This is a genomic window from Psychrobacter phenylpyruvicus DSM 7000 = NBRC 102152 (assembly GCF_000685805.1).
GTDB lineage: Bacteria > Pseudomonadota > Gammaproteobacteria > Pseudomonadales > Moraxellaceae > Psychrobacter > Psychrobacter phenylpyruvicus.
In genome coordinates this window covers 19,421-41,380 of sequence record NZ_JMKP01000003.1, presented here as the reverse complement: position 1 = coordinate 41,380, position 21,960 = coordinate 19,421, and the positions used below count along the sequence as shown (strand labels likewise).

At 41.6% G+C, this 21,960-nt stretch carries 19 protein-coding genes; 4 read left to right on the top strand and 15 right to left on the bottom strand.

Annotated features, from left to right (window positions below):
* The first annotated feature begins 44 nt into the window (after nt 1–44).
* Together G561_RS0101710 and G561_RS0101705 are read left to right on the top strand one after the other, a co-directional pair.
* Nucleotides 45–1,097: a helix-turn-helix transcriptional regulator gene (locus G561_RS0101710; RefSeq protein WP_028858009.1), complete on the top strand. Its 1,053-nt coding sequence runs from the start codon at nt 45–47 to the stop codon at nt 1,095–1,097.
* Between the two features lie 120 nt (nt 1,098–1,217).
* The gene (locus G561_RS0101705) at nt 1,218–1,898 is read left to right on the top strand and encodes a TerD family protein (protein WP_028858008.1); all 681 of its coding nucleotides are present in this window, start codon (nt 1,218–1,220) and stop codon (nt 1,896–1,898) included.
* 116 nt (nt 1,899–2,014) lie between these two features.
* Here G561_RS0101705 and G561_RS0101700 read toward each other — a convergent pair whose 3' ends face one another.
* The 3 genes from G561_RS0101700 to aceE all read right to left on the bottom strand — a co-directional run bounded on the left by G561_RS0101700 (nt 2,015) and on the right by aceE (nt 7,858).
* Nucleotides 2,015–3,010: an ion transporter gene (locus G561_RS0101700; RefSeq protein ID WP_028858007.1), complete on the bottom strand. Its 996-nt coding sequence runs from the start codon at nt 3,008–3,010 to the stop codon at nt 2,015–2,017.
* A gap of 211 nt (nt 3,011–3,221) precedes the next feature.
* Nucleotides 3,222–4,961: a dihydrolipoyllysine-residue acetyltransferase gene (gene aceF / locus G561_RS0101695; RefSeq protein ID WP_028858006.1), complete on the bottom strand. Its 1,740-nt coding sequence runs from the start codon at nt 4,959–4,961 to the stop codon at nt 3,222–3,224.
* A 71-nt stretch (nt 4,962–5,032) separates the two neighbouring features.
* The gene (gene aceE, locus G561_RS0101690; protein WP_028858005.1) at nt 5,033–7,858 is read right to left on the bottom strand and encodes a pyruvate dehydrogenase (acetyl-transferring), homodimeric type; all 2,826 of its coding nucleotides are present in this window, start codon (nt 7,856–7,858) and stop codon (nt 5,033–5,035) included.
* Between the two features lie 530 nt (nt 7,859–8,388).
* On the opposite strand from aceE, the gene G561_RS0101685 reads away from it, so the two are divergent.
* The gene (locus G561_RS0101685; protein ID WP_051584307.1) at nt 8,389–8,931 is read left to right on the top strand and encodes a hypothetical protein; all 543 of its coding nucleotides are present in this window, start codon (nt 8,389–8,391) and stop codon (nt 8,929–8,931) included.
* A 156-nt stretch (nt 8,932–9,087) separates the two neighbouring features.
* On the opposite strand, the gene zapE is transcribed toward G561_RS0101685, so the two are convergent.
* Nucleotides 9,088–10,224, bottom strand: a complete 1,137-nt coding sequence (gene zapE, locus G561_RS13755) for a cell division protein ZapE (protein WP_037031480.1) — start codon at nt 10,222–10,224, stop codon at nt 9,088–9,090.
* A 94-nt stretch (nt 10,225–10,318) separates the two neighbouring features.
* The gene (locus tag G561_RS0101675) at nt 10,319–10,984 is read right to left on the bottom strand and encodes an alpha/beta hydrolase (RefSeq protein WP_028858003.1); all 666 of its coding nucleotides are present in this window, start codon (nt 10,982–10,984) and stop codon (nt 10,319–10,321) included.
* A gap of 398 nt (nt 10,985–11,382) precedes the next feature.
* Between G561_RS0101675 and G561_RS0101670 the strand changes: the two genes are divergently transcribed.
* Nucleotides 11,383–11,766 (top strand): hypothetical protein, encoded by a 384-nt coding sequence (locus G561_RS0101670; RefSeq protein WP_115342967.1) that lies wholly within the window; start codon nt 11,383–11,385, stop codon nt 11,764–11,766.
* Nucleotides 11,767–11,878: 112 nt separating this feature from the next.
* Here G561_RS0101670 and G561_RS0101665 read toward each other — a convergent pair whose 3' ends face one another.
* From G561_RS0101665 to G561_RS0101625, 10 genes are all read right to left on the bottom strand, one after another.
* Entirely contained in the window at nt 11,879–12,910 is a 1,032-nt protein-coding gene (locus tag G561_RS0101665) for an ABC transporter permease (protein ID WP_028858001.1), read from the bottom strand.
* Between the two features lies 1 nt (nt 12,911).
* Nucleotides 12,912–13,982, bottom strand: a complete 1,071-nt coding sequence (locus tag G561_RS0101660; protein WP_028858000.1) for a microcin C ABC transporter permease YejB — start codon at nt 13,980–13,982, stop codon at nt 12,912–12,914.
* 72 nt (nt 13,983–14,054) lie between these two features.
* On the bottom strand, nt 14,055–14,834 hold the full coding sequence (gloB, locus tag G561_RS0101655; RefSeq protein WP_028857999.1) for a hydroxyacylglutathione hydrolase: 780 nt from the start codon (nt 14,832–14,834) through the stop codon (nt 14,055–14,057).
* A gap of 90 nt (nt 14,835–14,924) precedes the next feature.
* Entirely contained in the window at nt 14,925–16,781 is a 1,857-nt protein-coding gene (locus G561_RS0101650) for an extracellular solute-binding protein (RefSeq protein ID WP_051584306.1), read from the bottom strand.
* A gap of 91 nt (nt 16,782–16,872) precedes the next feature.
* Nucleotides 16,873–18,021 carry a 3-phosphoserine/phosphohydroxythreonine transaminase gene (gene serC, locus G561_RS0101645; protein WP_028857997.1) on the bottom strand — a complete coding sequence of 383 codons (1,149 nt, stop codon included), beginning with the start codon at nt 18,019–18,021 and terminating at the stop codon, nt 16,873–16,875.
* A 130-nt stretch (nt 18,022–18,151) separates the two neighbouring features.
* The gene (locus G561_RS14905) at nt 18,152–18,955 is read right to left on the bottom strand and encodes a hypothetical protein (protein WP_051584305.1); all 804 of its coding nucleotides are present in this window, start codon (nt 18,953–18,955) and stop codon (nt 18,152–18,154) included.
* A gap of 293 nt (nt 18,956–19,248) precedes the next feature.
* Nucleotides 19,249–20,139, bottom strand: coding sequence for a MetQ/NlpA family ABC transporter substrate-binding protein (locus tag G561_RS0101635; RefSeq protein WP_028857996.1), 891 nt, complete (start codon nt 20,137–20,139; stop codon nt 19,249–19,251).
* 242 nt (nt 20,140–20,381) lie between these two features.
* A complete protein-coding gene (locus tag G561_RS13745) occupies nt 20,382–20,846 on the bottom strand; it encodes a methionine ABC transporter permease (RefSeq protein WP_425271670.1) in 465 nt (154 codons plus the stop codon).
* 17 nt (nt 20,847–20,863) lie between these two features.
* Nucleotides 20,864–21,067 (bottom strand): hypothetical protein, encoded by a 204-nt coding sequence (locus tag G561_RS15700; RefSeq protein ID WP_425271669.1) that lies wholly within the window; start codon nt 21,065–21,067, stop codon nt 20,864–20,866.
* Nucleotides 21,068–21,070: 3 nt separating this feature from the next.
* Nucleotides 21,071–21,826 (bottom strand): methionine ABC transporter ATP-binding protein, encoded by a 756-nt coding sequence (locus tag G561_RS0101625; protein ID WP_201586190.1) that lies wholly within the window; start codon nt 21,824–21,826, stop codon nt 21,071–21,073.
* Nucleotides 21,827–21,960 lie beyond the last annotated feature (134 nt).

The window sequence follows — 21,960 nt, the reverse complement described above, 5'->3', positions numbered from 1 at the left end:
TCATAAGCTAGTTATTTAATAATCAAAACAATACGATGACTGATATGACCAAAAGTAAGGATACCTCTCAAAGCCGGCGCAGCGCCAATACTAGTACGGCAACCACAGCCCGTCAGTGGGAGCTGCTTAATTTGTTGGAGCGTGGCAGCTGGCGGGGCACCCATCATCTGCATGAACAATTAAGTTTGGCTAATTTTGATGTGAGTCTGCGCACGGTACAGCGTGACTTAAACGCCTTATCAAAGCGCTTTCCTATCGAAAAAAACAATGCCAACCCCCAAGGTTGGCGCTGGAAAGAAGACGCGCCGGTTCAAAGCTTACCCCACATGAACTTATCGCAAGCAGTCGCCTTCAATATGGTCGAGGCTAACTTGGCTCAACTGCTTCCCCCTACTATTTTAGACGAGTTGTTTCCTTGGTTTGATTTGGCAAGACGACAATTAAAAGACAGCAAAATCACTCACAACTGGTTAGACCGGGTGCGCATCGAGCCTGCAACACAGCCTCTGATTGCCCCTGAAATTTGCCGAGAATGTAAAGACTCTATTTATCAAGCCATATTTTATGAGCGCCAGATTACTGCATGCTATACCCGCCGCAATAAGGATAACCCTGGTGAATACGTTCTTAACCCTATTGCCATTGTCCAGCGCGGTGTGGTCATCTACCTACTGGCAACCAAGGTCGATGATGAGCAGCAAACCATTCGCACTTTTGCCCTACATCGCTTTACAGAAGTGACCGTTGAGGAAGAGACCAAAGCTGTTATTCCTGACAACTTCGATTTGACCTCTTATTTAGATTCTGGTGGCATGGGTTTTGCCCATTACCTGTTCAAAGATTTGCCCAATCATGGTAAGAATACCAAGATAACATTGGTATTTAATGGTAAAGCGGGCACTAGTCTAACAGAGAGCCGACTTAGTGAAGATCAAATTGTCACAGATGATGCAGAGCAGAATACTCAAACCATTACTGCTACAGTGAACTTAACCTCACAATTGGTATGGTGGCTACGCGGCTTTGGCAAAAAGCTGATCTCCATTGAGCCTGAAATCTTAGAAAGAGCAGTTAAGCAAGATGAGACAGGGATGTAGTGGGCTGCCGCCGTAAGTTATTGTCAGCTAAAGTAAAGTGCTATAATTAGCTTCATTGAAAGACATTATTTATTAAGCATAATTTTTATTAATACGATTATTCTCACTTAGGAGTTTCTTTTGGCCTCTACAACTCAAAGCCCTACCCAAACTGTAGACTCAGGCTCAACCCCCCAAGCCTCTACCCCCTTGCCGGTCACACATCTGTTGAGTGAGTTGCCTATCCAAGGAAGCACCCTATTATATGGCCTAAATTTTAAATACACCGAAGTGATAAAAAAGGGGTTTATTAACCGCTTAAAAAAGAACAAAACCACCTTAGATATTGATTTATCTTGTGTGCTTTTTGATAAGCAATTGCAGGTTATCGATAAGGTATGGTTCAAACAACTGCGTGACAGCTCAGAAGCCATTCGCCACCAAGGCGATAGCTTAGATGGCAAAGACCGAGGCTCTGCTGCTGAAATTGATAGAAACGTAGATGTTGAAACCATCGAGTTAAGACTGGCACGCTTACCTGAGACAGTGTCCCATATTGCCTTAGTCATATCCTCTTATAACGGCTACCCCCTTCGTCAAATTGAACGAGGCAATATATACCTAAGTGACGATGAAGGTAACGAGATATACTCAACCGACTTAACTTTAATAGCCCATGACAGTGCAGCTATCTGTGTTGCTATTTTAAGCCGTGAATTAGGAGAGTGGCGTTATACCCAAAAAGATTTGGCTTTATCTAGCCATGAAATGGGCAAAATGATAGAACAAATCCAACGTGATCTGAGCCGAATCTATGGCTAGTTTTCTATGTTAAAGTTAATATTTTGTTAAAACCAAAATTCGTTTAAACAAAGATTTATGGTAAAAAAAGAGCTGAACATATTCAGCTCTTTTTTTGATTAATACTATGACATCGACTATAGATGCTCACCACAATGCGGGCAATAGTTTTTCTTATCGAACTCAGCCAGCTTTTGTTGATATTCTTTTTCGCGTAGTAACTGCATGATAACCTCTTCAGCTTGATCTTTATTAAGCCCTAGCTCGCGTCTAATCTTATCAATCTTGTATCTATCCCTTATTAAGTTCATGTCATCATCATCAAGTAACAACTCCCGGAATCTTTGTTCTAATATTTCACGGCGCTGCTCAAGCTCTGATGCCAAACCTGAGGCCAAAATACCTGCTGGTAACGCTGCCAAACCCACCCCTAGTATGGTGATGACTGCCCCTAAGAACTTGCCAATATTGGTTACTGGAATAACATCCCCATAACCCACGGTGGTTAAAGTCACTACCGCCCACCACATAGATTTAGGGATTGATTCAAAGACTTCAGGCTGGGCTTGGTTTTCTACTACATAAATGCCACTAGAGGCAGTCACAATCATAATAATCAAGATAAAGACTACCGCTTTAAATGACTCCTTCTCTTTATTAAGTACCACCAACAAAATGCGCATTGCAGCAAAATAACGGGTTAACTTTAACAGTCTAAATAGTCTTAAAACACGCAGGAAACGCAAATCGACGGTGACAAAATAATTTAAAAAAGCCGGCGCAATAGAGATTAGGTCGATAATAGCCCCTGGACTTTTTATCCATATTAATCGTCTCTTCCAGTGAGGTATCTCTGGGTGCTGCTCTTTGTCCTTTTCGACAATAACCCATACTCTAAGCAAATACTCGATAGTAAAAACGACAATAGAGAAGTATTCAAAGACTTTGAAATACTGCTGATTCGGAAAGTACCACGCATCTACTGACTCAGCAATAACGGCTGACACGTTTAATAAAATCAATACTATCAAAAATTTATCAAACATTTTACTAAAGCTAGTTTGGTAAGATTCATTTTCAATAATGTCGTAAACTCGATTGCGGAGTTGCTGATATAATTGATTTTTTATCATATGCGGCTTAGGTTGGTTGTTTTAAAGAAGGGTTAAAACAGGTATTCTCACTGGATTAAGTTAATGGTGCTTAAAGAATCAGCTGTCCTGCGGGTTGCAAATATTATAGAGGACAGTGACGTAATAGCAATATAATTACTTTATTTGAAAATCAAAAAGGCCTTTGATTGAAACCAATCAAAGGCCTTGGCTTATTGAGAGAACGTTATTATTACAGCAAGATACGTCTAGGATCTGCAAGCAGCTTAGCAACATAGCGGGTAAAGACAGCCGCATCTGCGCCATTGATCACTCTATGATCATAAGATAAAGACAGTGGCAACATCAGACGTGGTTCAAACGTTTGTTTGTCTGCATTCCAGCGTGGCTGCATGGTTGCCTCAGATATTCCTAAAATACCAACTTGAGGCCAGTTGACCAGAGGCGTAAAGTAAGTACCTCCCAAGTTACCTTGACTTGAAATGGTAAAGCTTGCGCCTTGCAGCTCTTTAGCAGTTAATTTCTTATCGCGAGCTTTGGCTGCCAGCTCCCCAATTTCAATGGCAATCTGCTTGATACCCTTGGTTTGGGCATCTTTAATTACCGGTACAATCAGTCCATCGTCTGTGGCAACAGCAATACCCATGTTCACAGTTTTACGAATATGAATCTGTGTATTGTCATCACTCAGGTGACTGTTGAATTTAGGATGCTGCATTAAGGCATACGCCGTTGCTTTAACAATGAAAGCTAAGATTGTAAGGCCAATACCTTGTGCTTTAAACTCCCCTTTTAGCTCACCGCGTAATTTCTCAGTTTCTGTAATGTCTGATAAATCAAACTGAGTCACTTGTGGCAGATAAGTGTTGTAATTTAGCTGCGGGATAGACACTTTTTGTAGGCGACTTAGCTCTTGTGTCTCAATCTCACCCCAAATATCGGCCTTACTCATATCTGGTAGATTCGGAAGACCTGAGGCAATAGCATTTGCCTGCGCATCCGAAGTATTAGCACCATTAGACTGCATATGAGCTTTGACATAATCAAAGATATCTTCTTTTAATATCCGATTATTAAGCGCTGTGCCTTCTACCTCAGTGATATCTACTCCCAACTGCCGTGCCAATTTACGCACTGCTGGACCTGCATAGACATCGGTCAACTTAGCATTGACTTGCTGCTCACTAAGCTTATTAGCTTGAGCCGGTTTATTAGCTTGAGCCGACTTAGGCTGTGATGTAGTGACAGAAGAGTTATCATTACTGCTAGCCTGCTTGGCGACAGACTGTTGATCTGTTGACTGCTCTTTATCCTTTTTGGGAGCAGCTTGGCTCTTTTTAGCACCAGAAGATTTAATGACAATGAAGTCTTGACCGTTTGCTACGCTATCCCCTGCTGCAATTAGTATTTCTTCAACTATACCTGCTACAGGCGAAGGCACTTCAACAGAGGCTTTGTCAGATTCGACTAGCAATAAAGACTGATCCGCTTCAACTGTATCACCAACACTTACCATAATTTCGGCAATTTCAGCCTCCTCCACCCCCAAATCAGGCAAAGGATAAGTCTTGGATTCAGCTGCAGACTCCTCACTAGCCTGCTCTTTTTTAGAGGCTTCAGTGGCTGGTTGTTGCTCAGCTTCTTGGCTAGCATCATCTTGGCTTGCATCATCAGCAGGTTGTGCCTCATTATTTTCAGCACTCTCATTGGTCGATGACTGTGCTTCTTGCTTATCATCTGATGCAGAGTCTGCTTCAAGCTCAATAAGCACCGTACCTTCAGTTACCGTATCGCCAACCGATACCATAATCTTGCTGACTGTACCGCTACCCGAGCTTGGAACTTCCACCGCAGCTTTATCCGACTCTAGCAACACAATATTGTCATTCTCAGTAATTTTATCACCGACAGAGACCATAATCTCACTAACTTCGGCGCTTTCTACTCCCAAATCAGGGGCTTTAATTTCCATATCTGTTCTCCAGAATTCTTGTAATTAGCGACGTTCGTATTAAAGTTGATGGTTGCAGGAGCAATAAAAAATTATTCCTCAATATCTTCATCATTTAATAGCTTGGCATCGGCTTGATCCTCTGCCCGTCCTTCGCTACTAATTTCTTCATCCTCTTCATCGACTAACTCTGGTACTGGATTTGGATTGACATTATCCGGTGCTGGAGCATCTGGGAAATGATCGTACTGAGGCTGTGGCTGCCACGCAGGGGGTTGATCCACATCAATACCTAAGCTGGTGATGGCATCTTTCACTAAGCGCATCTCCACTTCACCTTCATCCGCCAAACGTTTTAATGTAGCAACAACAATATGTTCAGCATTGACATGGAAGAAGTTACGCAGCTGGGCACGGCTATCAGAGCGGCCATAACCATCGGTACCCAACGTTGAGTAAGGGCGGTTGTCTGGCAACCAAGCACGGATTTGCTCCGAGTAATTGCGCATGTAATCTGTTGCAGCTATCACCACACCATCGTGTTTGGCAAGCTGCTCAGTAACCCAGGGCACCTTCTCTTCTTCCATGGGGTGCAAGCGGTTGTAATCATCACAAGCCATACCTTCACGAGTTAGCTCATTAAAACTGGTGACACTCCAGACGTTAGCGCTTACATTAAACTCTTCAAATAGGATCTTCGCAGCTTTTTGAACTTCACGTAAGATAGTACCTGAGCCTAATAGCTGAACATGAGCGGTGGCATGCAGATGACTATTATCTTCTAACAAGTACATACCGCGTTTAATGCCTTCTTCCACGCCCTCTGGCATGGCAGGCTGCTCATAGTTCTCATTCATTAAGGTAATGTAGTAATAAACACGCTCACCTTCACCATACATACGACGTAGGCCGTCATGTATGATAACTGCTAACTCATAGCCGTAGCAGGGATCATAACTGACACAGTTTGGTACGGTGCCAAATAAGATGTGCGAGTGGCCATCTTGGTGCTGCAAGCCTTCACCATTAAGCGTGGTGCGTCCTGCAGTACCGCCCAATAAGAAACCTTGCGCCTGACAATCCCCTGCGGCCCAAGCTAAGTCGCCGACACGCTGGAAGCCGAACATTGAATAATAAATATACAGTGGAATCATAGGTAACGCGTTGACTGAGTAACTGGTCGCTAGCGCAATCCAAGCACTCATAGCACCCGCTTCGTTAATACCCTCTTCCAACATATGCCCATCTTTGGCTTCTTTATAACCCATTAAAGCTTCATTATCTTCAGGGATGTATTTTTGCCCTGCTGAAGAATAAATGCCCAACTGACGGAACATACCTTCTAGGCCGAAAGTACGGGCTTCATCAGGCACGATAGGCACCACGCGTTCTTGGATGTCTTTGTCTTTTAGCATGGCTGATAATAAGCGAACAAAGACCATAGTTGTCGACTGCTCTTTACCATTACTGCCTTTTAACACCCGATCAAAGATCGATAAATCAGGAATATTTAGCGGAATATGTCCACTACGGCGGTTAGGTAAGTGACCTCCTAATGATTCACGACGACCTCGCAAGTACTTCATTTCTGGAGAGTTCTCGTCCGGACGATAGAACGGGAGCTCATCTAACTCTTCGTCGGTGAATGGCAAGTCAAAGCGATCACGGAAATAAACCAAGCCTTCTTTACTTAGTTTCTTAATTTGGTGAGCTTTGTTAACTGCTTGGGCCTGGGTAGAAAGACCGTAACCTTTTACCGTTTTAACCAATACTACCGTAGGCTGGCCTTTGGTCTTCATCGCTTCACTAAAGGCGGCATAAACTTTGATAGGATCATGTCCTCCGCGGTTTAAGTGACGAATATCTTCATCGCTAAGCTGCTCTGCCATCTCCGCAAGCTCAGGATATTTACCAAAGAACTCTTTACGAGTGAAAGCACCATCACGGGCTTCATAAAGTTGGTACTCGCCATCAACTGTCTCTTCCATGCGTTTTTTTAGGGCGCCAGAATGATCTTTATCTAGTAAGGCGTCCCACTTACCTCCCCAGATTACCTTAATCACTCGCCAGCCTGCACCACGGAATACAGACTCCAGCTCTTGGATAATCTTACCATTACCCCTTACTGGACCATCTAGACGCTGTAAATTACAGTTAATTACCCAAATCAGGTTATCTAACTTTTCACGTCCCGCCAGTGAAATAGCCCCTAAACTTTCTGGCTCATCTGTCTCACCATCGCCTAAGAAGGCCCAAATCTTACGATCTTCGTCTTCTAGTAAGCCACGGTTAATTAAATACTTATGCACATGAGCATGATAAATTGACATAATCGGTCCCAGACCCATAGAAACAGTCGGGAACTGCCAGTAGTCTGGCATTAAGTAAGGATGCGGATAGCTTGATAGGCCTTTACCACCTACTTCACGGCGGAAGTTCTGTAGTTGCTCTTTGGTTAAGCGTCCCTCTAAAAAAGATCTCGCGTAGATACCTGGTGCTGAGTGACCTTGATAATAAATCATGTCGCCACCGAAGTGATCGCTAGCTGCTCGGAAGAAATGGTTAAACCCAGTTTCGTATAGGGTAGCACTCGACGCAAACGTTGCTAAATGCCCCCCCAAATCATCTTCATTTTGGTTAGCACGCATCACCATAGCTAAAGCGTTATAACGTACCAAAGCACGAATTTTACGCTCAATACCCAAATCCCCTGGGTAGATTGGTTCATCTTCTACCGGAATCGTATTTAAGTAGGCAGTGTCTAGACGGTTAAAGGGCAAGCCTTCTTGTACCGCCATGTTGTATAAAGCTTTAAGCAAAAATTGAGCTCGGTCTTTATCACTATGCTTAATCACCGACTCAAAGGCATCAAGCCACTCTTGAGTTTCAGTATGATCAGCATCATTATAGTATTTCATAACTAATCCCTAATTAATTTCCTTATAAGTTCTAGTAAACACTTGTATCACCCATTAGTATAAACATATTTCGGAAGCTTACCTATCCCTAAAATTAAATGGATTTTGTAATTGTATTTATTTAATAAATAATGATTATAGATTTAGAGGATAACTGTTAGTTAGATTAAAACAAGTTTATAACTCTGTTTAATAAGTGTGCTATGACGTTGAATACATCTCGCTTTAACTGAACAATTGTAATAAAATTATAGATAAGGCATTAACTCTTTTCTATTCTAGCTTATTACTTGAGTAAGCAATTGGGTGGCTATTTCACCTAGCTTTAGCACTTTTATTTTTTAACACTATTCCCTTATCGACGCTCAGAAAATAAACCTGAGATTATCGCCTAGATATTTAAATTAAAGTTATTTTTAAATTAAAGTTATTTATAGTTATGAACGGTTGAAGTTGATATAACTATAACAACTAAAGCATAAGAGACTGTCTAGCTTTCTAAGCTAGCAGGTATCATAAAGGAGTTCATCTTGACCGCAGTTATTTCAGGACCCACGTTTTATAGTAAGCCGCATCGTTTTTGGCAGCCTATATTATCCAAGTCTTTTTTGAAGTACAGTAATGTCTATCTTGCTGCTGTCTTATCTAGCATTTTACTGGCGATGACAGCAACTACCGCCCAAGCTAATGACGCTCTAAAAATGAGCCTCAGTGCCAGCAAAGTTGTAACTAACAGTCAGGGCGAACGGATATATATCCCAGTAAATACGGCCAAAATTGGTACCTTAATCCAATACAAAGCCACCTATAGTAATACCTTAAATACCTCTATTCAGAATGCTACGTTAACCCTGCCTATCCCAACCAATACGGAGTTTACCGGTGAAGCCTACCCTCCTAGTGCTCAAGCTTCTCTGGATTATTACAACTATCATGACTTACCCTTAATGCGTATGGTTGATGGGAAGTTGGTAGAAGTGCCTTACTCTGAATACAAATCTCTACGCTGGGACATCAAATATATCCCACCACGCAAGTCAGTGAGTGTGGCTTTTAACACCATTGTGCATTAATTAATGGCTAGCTCAGCTATCTTCTGCACTTAAAACCTACGAATTTTAAAAGCCAAAAAAAGGGCTTATAAACAGAGAGTAAATATCCCTCAATTTATAAGCCCTATTTATAAACCTTTCGCTCTATGTATAACGCCTTATAGTTTATAAGGCTAACTAGCCTACCAATTGCTCATCATCCAATGTGGCTTGTGAACTATCTACATCCAAACGATGCTCAAGCTTTAAGTAATCCTCAGACTGCATTTCAAGCAAACGGGAGCGGGTGCGCTCAATTTCAAACGCTAGCTTCTCACCTTGATACAACTCCAAAATAGATTGCTCTGCTCTAATTAATAGCTTCACACGGCGGTCATAAAACTCATCTACTAAGTAAATGAAACGACGGGTAGGATCGCGCAGCACATCAGTGAGTTCAGGAACGTTATCCACTAATACTGTACTAAAGTTATTAGAGATCTCAATAAAATCATTGGCAGATCTTGGCTCCATACACAGCTGTCTGAAATCACAATACAGGACTGTCTTGGTGCGAGCATTAATCTTAATTTCACGGCCATTAATGATAATCGGCTCTTTTGATATCTTTTGATTATTGGCCAATGACACAAAGCGGTTAGCCAACCAGTGACTATTTTCTTTAGTTAATGGGTATTTATACAGCTCCGCTTGCTGTAATAAGCGTAAACGGTAATCAATGCCTGAGTCAATATTCATCACAGTAGTGTGCTTCTCTAGCTCGGTGACCGCTGGCATGAAGCGATCTCGATGCAGTCCATCTTTATATAAACCCGATGGCTCAATATTTGAGGTGGCAACCAAGGTGATGCCACGCTTAAACAGCATAGTAAATAAATCACCCAAAATCATAGCATCAGAGACGTTCGATACAAAGAACTCATCGAAGCAAATCAATATGGCCTCATCGTGAATGATATCGGCTACTTTCTCTAAAGGATCACTACTGCCTTGTAGTTTATTAAGCTCTTTGTGAACCCGCTGCATGAAATGATGGAAATGCATCCGCATTTTGCGCTGCAGTGGCACAGACTCAAAGAACATATCCATCATCCAGGTCTTGCCTCGACCTACGCCGCCCCACATGTACAGCCCCTTTGGCGGAACAGGTTGCGATTTAAACAGGCCAAAAAGACCTTTTTTCTCTTTAGAGTTCTCAATCAGCTGATGATAGACACCATCAAGATAGGTCATCGCCTTTTCCTGAATGGGATCATAATTAAACTCATCAGTAGCTATCGCAGCTTGGTACCTTTGTAATGGGGTCATATTCATATTTTAACTATCACTCTTATCTCATCAGGAATTAAAAAACTTATTTTAGCCATACTCATACTCTGTCATCTTGCTGGCAAGTGTATGACTTATACTATACTGCGTGTTGCTCTAATAAGGATTTGACATCAGTTAGGCGACCATGAAAGAAGTGGCCTGCACCTTCAAGTACATAACTGGTGATTTGTTTGTCCTCAGCAAATTTTTTCATTAACTCAGGCTTAATCACTGTATCAGCATCACCATAAATTTGAATGGTTTTTTGGGTTGGCAACATAACATTAGAGGCATCATTATTTTCAACAGAAGGGGCCATTAATACCACTTTTACTAGCTCCATCTCAGTCAATCCCCAAATATGAGGCGTTACTAATAACTGCTCAGCAACCCTCGCAGTGATATAGCCTCCAAAGGAGAACCCTCCTAGCCAAAGCTGATTTGCAGAGGTTTTATCGCTAATCCATTGCAACACTGCCATAGCATCTTCAATTTCACCTACCGCATAGTCGTGTTCACCGGTAGATTTACCCGCCCCTCGAAAGTTAAAACGCACCACATGCATGCCCTGATCACGAGCAAAGTTAAACATAGTGGTCACTACTTTATTTTTCATAGTACCATCATATAAGGGATTCGGATGACATAATAAAGCCACTTTTTTGGTATTAGGGTCTTTAGGGTCCTCATTCTGCCATAGCGCTTCTACCTCAAGTTTACCTGCAGGTCCTTCAATCAAAAACTCTTCAGTTTTGGTTTTCATAGTCAAAATCTTTATCTTTTATATAATGTTTATTAGTTATTGCCAAAATAATGGCGAGTGTCATAAATCTTAAGTGAGCACATGATAGCAAAAACTGCCTTGTAAGTGGGTAAGGCTGTGTTAATGTATTAAACTATCAATATACTAAGTTCAGCTGCTCTTTACTCGGTATCTTGCAGTTGTAATATAGAAGCAATAAGCTCTACACTAAACAATGAACGCTCAATAATTGCGAAAGTATACTCTCTTATACTACCATGACGATTATGTCGCTTATTTTTTGATAGTCTTTATTTTGATAGTCTTTATTTTGATAGCTCTTACGTAGGACACTGCATTCATCTTTTTTACTGATAATTCTTTACTGATATTTCCTTTTAAATATATTGAGGCATCTTATGACCACACTAGCTTGGCAAAAAATGACAAAACTTACCACTTTAGGCTTCCTTACTTCAGCTGTAATTGGCTTAAGCGCTTGTCAATCCACACCCACTGCCCCTGTCATTCAGCGTGCAGACTCTACCTTTGAAACCACAGGTATTGGCAAAACCAAAGTTCAAGCTCAAGAGAACGCTTTGGCCAGCGCCAAAAAAACTTGTGGCATGCATCAGGCAATCATTGTCAAAGATGAGCTAAAATATAACGGTATGTTTGACCAAAAAACAGGGCGCATGATTGACCAAGCAAGCGAAATTGCTGGCGCAGTGCTAGGGACAGGTAAACCTAACTTATCCCGTGACGACGACTATGAGTATAATATCAGCTTCCGTTGTCAGTAAGCTGTCTATCAAGCCTTAGTTTTATCTATTAAAAAAAGGTTCTTATTAATAAGAACCTTTTTTTATCATTTTAGGACGAGACATAGTTCTGTACAAAGCCTATGACTAAAAACTAACGCCTTGGATCAAAGGCATCTCTTAGCGCTTCGCCAACGAATATCAATAATGACAATACTATGGTTAAGCTAAAAAAGGCAGATAAGGCCAACCAAGGAGCATCGAGATTGTCTTTACCTTGGTTCATCAATTCCCCTAGTGAGGGAGAACCTGGTGGTAATCCATAGCCCAAGAAATCCAGTGAAGTTAAAGCCACAATATTGGCAGTTAATATAAAAGGCAGCTGAGACAAACTTGAAGCCAAAGCGTTTGGAAGAATATGACGCAGTATAATTTGGCTGTCAGAGGCTCCTAAATTGCGGGCCGCTCTCACATAATCAAAATTGCGAGCTCTTAAAAACTCTGCACGAACCAAGCCTACCAAGCTCATCCAACCAAACAACAGCATTAAAGCAAATAACACCCAAACACTAGGATTAAATAAGCTGACCAAAATTATGATCATAAACAGCTGAGGTAATCCTGCCCACACCTCCATAAAGCGTTGGCCTATCAAATCCGGCCATCCGCCATAATAGCCTTGCACTGCACCAACGATAATCCCTATCAATGATCCAGCCAGGGTTAACGCCAAGCCAAATATTAAAGAGATCCGCATTCCATAGAGAATACGAGCCAGCACATCCCTACCGGTATCATCAGTGCCTAACCAGTTATTAGCATTAGGCGGTGCAGGATAAGGCTGCTCCAACTCAACACTGGCAGTCTGATCTGCGAACTCAATAAGCGGCATTATCATAAAGCCTTTTTGCTCAATCAGCTGTTTTACTGCTGGGTCTTTATAATCCGCTTCTGTCTCAAATACCCCGCCAAACGTTGTTTCTGGATAAGCTTTAACCACTGGAAAATATAAGTTGTCCTCATATTTAACCAATAGAGGCTTATCGTTGGCGACGAAATCAGCTCCCAGACACACTAAAGAGAGGATAGAAAATAACAGTAGCGCGATTACTCCTAATCTATTTTGTTTAAAGCGGTTAAATCTTGCTTGCCATATTGGATTAAGCAAAGGCTTATCTTTACTCATCTTAGCGCCCCTCGAAGTCAATACGTGGGTCAATGAGATGATAACTTATGTCACTAATAAGCTGTAATAACAGGCCTACCAAGGTGAAGATAAATAAGGTTCCAAATATCACTGGGTAATCGCGCTGGACAATGGCCTCAAAGCCAAGTAAGCCTAGGCCATCAAGCTTGAATATAATCTCGATTAAGAAATTTCCGGTAAAAAATATACTGACAATAGCGGCAGGAATACCCGCAATAACAATGAGCATCGCATTTCGAAAGACATGGCCATACAGCACTTGGCGGTTGGTTAAACCTTTGGCCCGTGCAGTCAACACATACTGTTTCGACAACTCTTCAATAAAACTAAATTTTGTCAGATAAGTTAGTGCTGCAAAGCCGCCAATGGTACTTGCCGTCAGCGGTAATGCCAAATGCCAAAAATAATCTTTTATTTTGGCCAAAGGAGTTAATTGATCGAAGTTCTCTGAAACCAGTCCCTGCAGTGGAAAAATCTGCCAAAAACTACCCCCTGCAAACAGCACTAACAAAATAACACCAAACACAAATATGGGAATGGCATGACCAATCGCCAACATAACCGCAGTCAATTTATCAATGCCTGAGCCATGATGCATGGCCTTATAGATACCCAAAGGTATGGCTATAAGATAGATAAGCAAAGTACTCCAAAGACCTAGAGAAATAGAAACAGGTAGCTTTTCTGCAATTAGCTCAGTAACGGGCTTGCCCTTAAAAAATGATGTACCAAAATCAAGTACAGCATAGTTTTTTAGCATAATCCAAAAGCGTTCAGGGGCCGGCTTATCGAAGCCATATTGTGCTTTAATGGCCTCAACCATCTCCGCAGACAGTCCTCGAGAGCCTCTATAGCCCCCTTCTGACAGGACGCTGCCCCCTCCCATTGCAGCCCCAGTGGTTTCTCCCTTATTTTTAGCCAGCTCAATTTGTGCTATTTGCTGCTCAACTGGGCCCCCTGGCGCTGCCTGAACCAATATAAAGTTGGTCAAAAGAATGAGAAATAATGTGGGTATGATAAGCAATAAACGTTTGAAAATATAACGACCCATGAGCCTATCCTTATTTATTACTGCTTATCATGAAAAATACCAATCCGTTGAGTTAGAAGCTAGCTTATTGAGTTAGAAGTTATCTTTTAGGGCTCTTAATGCACTAAACACAGTGAATGGCTTGGTATCAGCCAGCTGCATTTGTCTTTGTACTCCCTCAACTACCGTCAACTCTTCGCTACGCAAGAATACGTTGACCTGTCTTTCATGCTCTAAAGTCACAGGTAATGATGGTTTACCCTGCTCATTAAGAGCTTCAACTTGCTGTAAGGTTTGTTGCATGACTTGGTTATCAGGCTCAATAGATAAACCAAATCTTAAGTTTGAAGCAGTGTATTCATGGGCTGGATAAAATAAGGTATCTTTAGGCAATTTATTTAATCGCTTAAAGCTTTCGTACAATTGTTCAATAGTACCGGTAAAGACCCGACCACAGCCCGCACTAAACAAGGTATCACCACAGAATACTTGCTTCACCTCCTCATGGGTTAAGACATAAGCCAAATGTGAGGCGGTATGCCCAGGCACTGACCATACTTGGGCGGTATAACCCCAAGCACTGACTGAGCTGCCTTCTTTGACAACCTGGTCTGGGCTCACACCATGATCAGAGCCTGCCACCACATGGGTCATAGGGTACATTTCACGTAGCTCTGCTATACCACCAATATGATCATCGTGATGATGAGTAACCCAAATGGCAGTCAACTCAAGTTGGTATTGCTGTAAATATTCAGCAACAGGAGCTGCTTGGCCTGGATCAATGACAATGGCCTGTTTATTCTTATCGTTTACTAGCGCCCATATATAGTTGTCGGTAAAGGCGGCTATAGGCGTAATAATTAAGCTCATGAAACTTCCTATTATTTAAAGTGTATTTATTCTTTAATATAACTAAGTGGCATTTTCTTATCTAAAAAATATCTTAGCTGATACTTTAAATTATCGTTTTAGATATTTATTAATAATCGACTCGGCAGATTGATCTACCCACCAGTAGTCAATGCCTATAGCATTGTCTGGCAACGTTTTATGGTGACGATATTTGTCCCAATAAGCCACTCGGGTATTGGTAGTCCCATACATCGGAACCATATAATATCCAGCCCGCAATAAGCGATCTAACACCTTAGTATAAAGCACAATTTCTTCTCTATTTTCAGCCTTAATAAGCTTATCTATTACTGTATCAATGGCTTCATTTTTTATGCCACTGTAATTTTGATTACCTTGTTCATCAGCTGCAGCGCTGCCCCACATATAGCTTTGTTCAGAGCCAGGTGAGGTACTTTGGGGAAAGCCGGACACTATCATGTCATAGTCAAATCGTCTCAATCGCTCCAAATACTGAGAGTTATCGACTTGGCGAATCGAGACTATAAAGCCTAACTTCTTTAAGTTTCTCACGTAAGGCAGAAGTACCCGGCTCATTTTATCGTCAGTAATCAAAATCTCAAACTTAGCCGGCTTGCCATTGGCTTGATACAGCTTCATATCTTGGTAATAAAAACCAGCTTGTAGCAACTTTTGTCTGGCATTTAGTAAGGCTTGTCGATGGTAGCCTTTACCATCAGACTTAGCAAGTTGCCACTTGGCCATAGTGGCTTGTCTTTGAATGGACTCAAGCTTTGGCAGTAAAGGTTTTAATACCTCATACTCTGCTGCATCTGGTGTTCCGGTAGCCGCCAGCTCTGAGCCATGAAAGTAGCTCTCTAAACGCTCGTACTGATCATAGAACAAAGTCTTGTTCATCAGCTCAAAATCAAAAGCATCGGTCACCGCTTGTCGCACCCGTATATCAGAAAAGATATCTTTGCGAAGGTTCATAACCAGCGCCTGCATCACCACAGGATTCTTGGTGACAATGGCTTCTTTTTTTATCAGCCCTGCTCTGGCAGCTGCAAAGTCATAAGCAGTTGTCCACTTTCTAGCCGAGCTTTCTCGTCGAAAATGATACTGACCTACTTTAAATCCTTCTAGCGCAATTTCATCACTGCCGTAATATACGTACTTAATGTAGTCAAAGTTAAAGCGGCCTTTATTGACCATAAGCTGCTTGCCCCAATAGTTAGGGTCACGCTTGTAAGTCACACTGCGCCCTTGCTCAACGTTAAGCAGCTTATAAGGACCACTACCCATTAAGGGGGTAAGTGATAACTTTTCAAAATCCTTCTCAACAGAGGCTTTTTTAAAGATTGGAAACTGTCCAACCGTCAACAAAACCTCTTTGTTCTCTGAAGATTTAAAATTAAACTTTACTCGGTGCTTATCTAACACCTCCACTTTATCGACAGCTGCCAAGTAACTGCGCACTTGCATCAGTCCTTTGTTCAAAAAAGCATCATAGGTAGCCTGCACATCATTACTAGTAACAGCACTGCCATCCCAAAACTTAGCTTTGGGATGAATATGGTAAATAATCCAGCTGGTGTCATCAGGGTCGTAAGTGACTTTTTCGGCCAATTGCGGATACATAACAAAAGACTCATTCAATGAGCCTGATAGCAAGGTATCGTAAAGATAGTCAGTGCCAATCATAGCCACTCCTGTGGTCATCCAGGGGTTGGCACTGTTAAAAGTACCCAAAGCCGATAGCGATAACGTACCGCCTTTTGGCGCCATAGGATTGGCATAAGGTAGATAAGGCGCATTAATATAACGCGCCTCACTATTATGGCCAATGGCGGTCACAGTAATAGGCTCAGCATAGGTACTAGGAGCTAAACTGAGCAATACCACACTCAATAAGGTCGAAGCAAAACAAGCATTCTGTTTTTTGGCAAACAGCTTAATTTGCATTTAGCTCCTCCTTTAGTAAGTTTAATTCCCAGTACAATACCAACTACCCTTTAGCTTATAATATGGTTAAGGTTGATGTAATGCGCTTTTATTAAGCCTGCTTTTTAGCAAATTCAACCATAAAATCACACAAAGCTTGCACCGACTCTAAGCTAACAGCATTGTAGATACTGGCACGCATACCGCCTACATCACGATGTCCTTTTAAGTTTAATAAGCCTGCTTGCTCAGCTTCTGCTAAGAACTGCCCATCTAAGCTGCTGTCTTTTAGGGTAAAAGGCACGTTCATAATTGAGCGATACTGAGGGTCTACGTTATTGATATAAAACTCGCTGTCATCAATGGTTTTATACAATAACTCAGCTTTTTGACGGTTAATTTTGGCAATGGCTTCTAAGCCACCTTGCTGCTCTAACCATTCAAATACAAGACCTGCTAAGTACCATGAATAAGTGGCTGGCGTATTTAGCATAGATTCTTTATTAACTTGATTGGCATAATCAAGCAAGGCTGGACACCATTCACAGGCTTTGCCAATTAAATCTTCCCGGATAATCACGATAACCAAACCTGCTGGACCGATATTCTTTTGGGCCCCTGCATAAATCATCCCAAACTTAGAGACATCGATAGGCTCTGACAGGATACAAGAAGACATATCCGCAATTAATGGGGCATCAACTTTTGGTGGCTGAAAAATCTGTACCCCGTGAATGGTTTCGTTAGCACAGTAATGGAAATATTGTGCGCCGTCGGTTAGCTGCCACTCATTTTGATCGGGAACTGTAGTAAAGTTTGAATCTTTACCAGAAGCCACTTCATTCACTTCACCTAACCCTAGTTGAGCATAGCGTTTGGCCTCTTTAATGGCTTTGCCTGACCAAGCACCCGTGGTCAAATAATCGGCTTTCCCCGTACCTTCCTCATTACCCAGGAGGTTTAACGGAATAGCAGAGAATTGAAGCGTTGCCCCACCTTGTAAGAACAGTACTTTGTAATTATCAGGGATTTGCATTAGACGACGTAAGCTTTGTTCTGCTTCTTGCGCTACTTTGACATAGTCAGCACTACGATGGCTCATCTCCATAATAGAGACGCCTTTGCCCCTCCAATCCAACATCTCAGCTTGTGCTTTTAGTAGAACCTCTGTCGGTAAAGAGGCTGGTCCAGCACAAAAGTTATGCGCGCGATTGAGAGAAGTTTCATCTTTTAGGCTAGCAGCTGTAGTTACTTGATTCATAATTTTCCTACAAAACAAAATAAGGTGGGTGAGGTAAAGCATTGTTAGGTTAATCGTATAAGTATAATACAATTACCAAAGCGATAAACACTGTTAACTGACTCAGTATTTATTCATAAGAAGAACGGTTTTAATGTGGATTCAGTGTTTGCCACAGCTGTTTTTTCAGCTCACTGTCTTGCAGCATATCCGATAAAGACGGCAGTATAGTAAGCTGTGGGTGTTCCAAGCTTTTAGGCATATTGGTCAGAGCGCCCACTTTTATGTCATTTCTTTTGGCCAAGCAAAATACAAATCCAGCCACACTGGCGTTCGCAGACTCTTTATCGCTAATACCTGGACAAATGGGGAATTTTAGCACTTGCGGGCTTATCGATAAGGCACTTAATATATTTTCCCAGAGAGCTAACTGCTGTGGCAGCTTTAATGTTTCGGCATCCGCTATTAGTACCCAATCTTTAAAACTTACGCCCAAGATCTCAAAAGGCGCCACTTGCTCTAAACTATCGGCTAAGCTTACTTTTGCCTTAACTGTCTCCGCTGCAGATGGTTCAAACTTTTTCTTTAAAGCTTGGATCGGATTGGCAGTTAACTGCCCCTGATTAGCAATTGGTTGGTCTACAACCGGATTATCTGCTGTCAACGCACTGGCTGGCTGTGCATTAAACTCTTCGGGAGTTGCTACTACTGGCGCATCAGAGGTCACAGCTTGCTTAGCATCTGGGCTACTTGGGTTTTGGAATGTATCTCTGTGCTGCTTAACCACCGTATCATAATCTACTAGGGTGGTAGCTCGATCACGCTGTACCCATATATCAATCCCCATCATACCCAATATCTGTCTTTGCTGAATCAACAAGGCCGGTACAGCACTATCTACCCCTTTATAAGTGGGGGTTAACGAATTAGTAGAAGCGTGATAGGCAGCAGTCATAGAAATATCATTTTTCAGTTATAGAGCTTATGTATTTTCTTATTAATTAAGAAAAAGAAAATCTTTAAAAGTGGTAATAAAAGTTAGAGCCTAAGTTTACCAAAGATCTGCTTATATCTCGATGTTAATTTGCAGATTGACAGGCTCACTGAAGCTTTATCAGTGTCAAAAACATAAAAACAAAAATATAAAAAAACCCGCTACCTTTCAGGCTGTAAGCCTTACAGATAACAGGTTTTTCATCTTCTTTAACAGGGGTTGCTACAACCACACTTAAAGTATGTTACAGCAGATTATTTAGCCTCTGTTTCTTGATTTTCATTCCAAATTTTTGGATATTTATAACCTGGGAATGATTTGTGAGCATAAGCTTTAAAGCTGTCTGAGTTATAAGCATCTGTTACATCTTTAACCCATTTTGCGTCTTTATCAGATGCTTTAATCGCTGACCAGTTAACATAGGCAAAGCTTGCTTCTTGGAATAAAGCTTCTGTTAGCTTAATGCCAGAGTCAGTAGCGTAGTTACCGTTGATGATAGCAAAATCAACTTCATCACGAGCACGTGGCAATTGCGCAGCTTCTAGCTCAACAATATCGATATTCATTGGATTAGTAGCGATGTCAGACTTAGAGGCCGTTAATGGATCAACGTTGTCTTTTAGGGTAATCCAACCTAAATCATCCATCATAACCAACGCACGAGCGAAGTTACTTGGGTCGTTAGGCGCAGATACTTTCATACCATCATAAGCTTCTTCTAAAGACTTCTTCTTACCACTGTATACCCCTAGTGGTGCTGTCGGTACTTGGAATACTTCAACAAGGTCTAAATTGTTTTCAGCTTTGAATGTGTCTAAATAAGGCTTATGTTGGAAAATGTTGATATCCAAATCACCTTCAGCCAAAGCCAAGTTAGGACGAACATAATCTGTAAAGGTCGTCAGCTTAACCGTGTAACCTTGTGCTTCAAGCTCACCTTTTACTTGGTCGCGAACCATATCAGCGAAGTCACCTTCAGTAGTACCGATTACAATGGTTTTTTTCTCTTCAGCAGCCCCAGTAGCAGCATCAGTATTGGCAGTCTCTTGGTTAGCACTGTTGTTACAACCTACTAGAGCTAGGCCTGAAATACCGGCAATGGCCGCTGCGGCAAAAATTTGCTTACGAATTTCAGCTATTTTCATGAATCAATCCTTTATATAAGAAGGGGTCTTTAACAAGTAATTTTTGTTAAAAGGTTTTAAAAGTTAAAATGTTACTGCAGAATTAATAATTGTTACTGCAGTTTATAAGTTACATTCTAACCGATATCTGCAGACTTTTACATGAAACTTCTGGTACTACTTATGAATAAAATTCATTAAGCGACTATCATTAGGTCGCTACAAGCTATTAATGATTCAGTTTTATTATCAAAGATCTGCGATTAACGCTTATCAAGTTTGGCAGCCAACAAGTTGCCAATAGCTTGAATACCAATCACCATTATAGAAAGCATAATAACAATAAAAATCATCACTTCCGTTTGATAACGATAATAACCATAACGAATGGCTAAATCACCTAGACCACCGCCACCAATCATACCGGCTGCGGCTGAAAAAGAAAGCAGACTAATACATAGTATGGTCACTGATAGCACCAATCCTGAACGGGCTTCGGTCAATAACACCTTGATAATAGTAAAGGGCGTGGCTCCCATAGATTCAGTAGCTTCGACAATGCCGCGCGGTACTTCTCGTAAATTTTGCTCAACCAAACGGGCAAAATAAAACGAGCCCGCCAGCGCCAATACTAAAGAGGCAGCAACCGGACCAATACTGGTACCAATTAGGGACTTGGTCAGGGGACTCATGGCAATCATCAACACCACGAACGGGAATGCTCTCATGAAGTTGGTTATACCGCCTAGAAGCCCATAAAGACTCTTATTTTGCAGCAACTGCTTATCACTCTGGTTAAGAATAAGAATATCCCAAACAAACCGCCAATAATAATAGCCGCTGTGGTCGATATGCCCAGCATCACAAAGGTGTCAATCGTCGCTTGCCAAATTTCATTACGCAGCTCCCAAAGACGAGCTGTGGCATCGTTAAAACTCATTGCTAACATTTGTTAATCCTCCTGAACCAAGCCGCGACCCACTTCAGTGGTGGCTATAATTTGGCCATTAATAATATCAGCCACCTCTAACAAATGTCCTTCATGCAACAAAGCAGCACGATTACAGATACGGCGAATAACGCTCATTTCATGAGTTACGATGACAATGGTCACACCCAACTTTTCATTCACTTCTTTCAAGGTGCTTAATAAGGCTCTGGTGGTCGAAGGGTCAAGGGCACTGGTCGGCTCATCAGCCAGAAGTACTTTTGGATTAGGGGCAATAGCACGGGCAATACCAACACGCTGCTTTTGCCCGCCTGAAAGCTGTGCAGGATAGTGATTGGCTCGATCTGTTAGATTAACAATCTCCAAGCACTCCATCACTCGGCCATAGATATTGTCTTTGGCATAGCCTGCAACTTTTAAGTTAAATGCCACATTTTCAAAAACAGTTCTATTAGACATCAAGTTAAACTGCTGAAAAATCATACCAACATTATGACGAGCAACCCTCAACTGCTTTGGGTTCATATCCGTCAGGACTTCACCATCGATGGTAACTGTGCCGCCATCAGGACGTTCAAGTAAATTCATTAAGCGTAGTAAGGTCGACTTCCCTGCTCCAGAATATCCCATTAAACCAAAGATTTCTCCTTGTTTTATGGTTAATGAAATAGGCTCAACAGCAGTAAACCAATGGGTTTTACCGTCCTTTTGAGTCTGGAATTTTTTATATACTTGATCTAGAACAATCATATCGCTCATGGCAGTCATCTTGAATAACGGTTTACAGCTTTTGAAGTTACACTGATTTTAGAAAACGGACACAGTCTAAAAGCGACTGTAATGAAATTTACAAAGCGCAATAATATAGCATACTGCACTGTTTATAACATCAA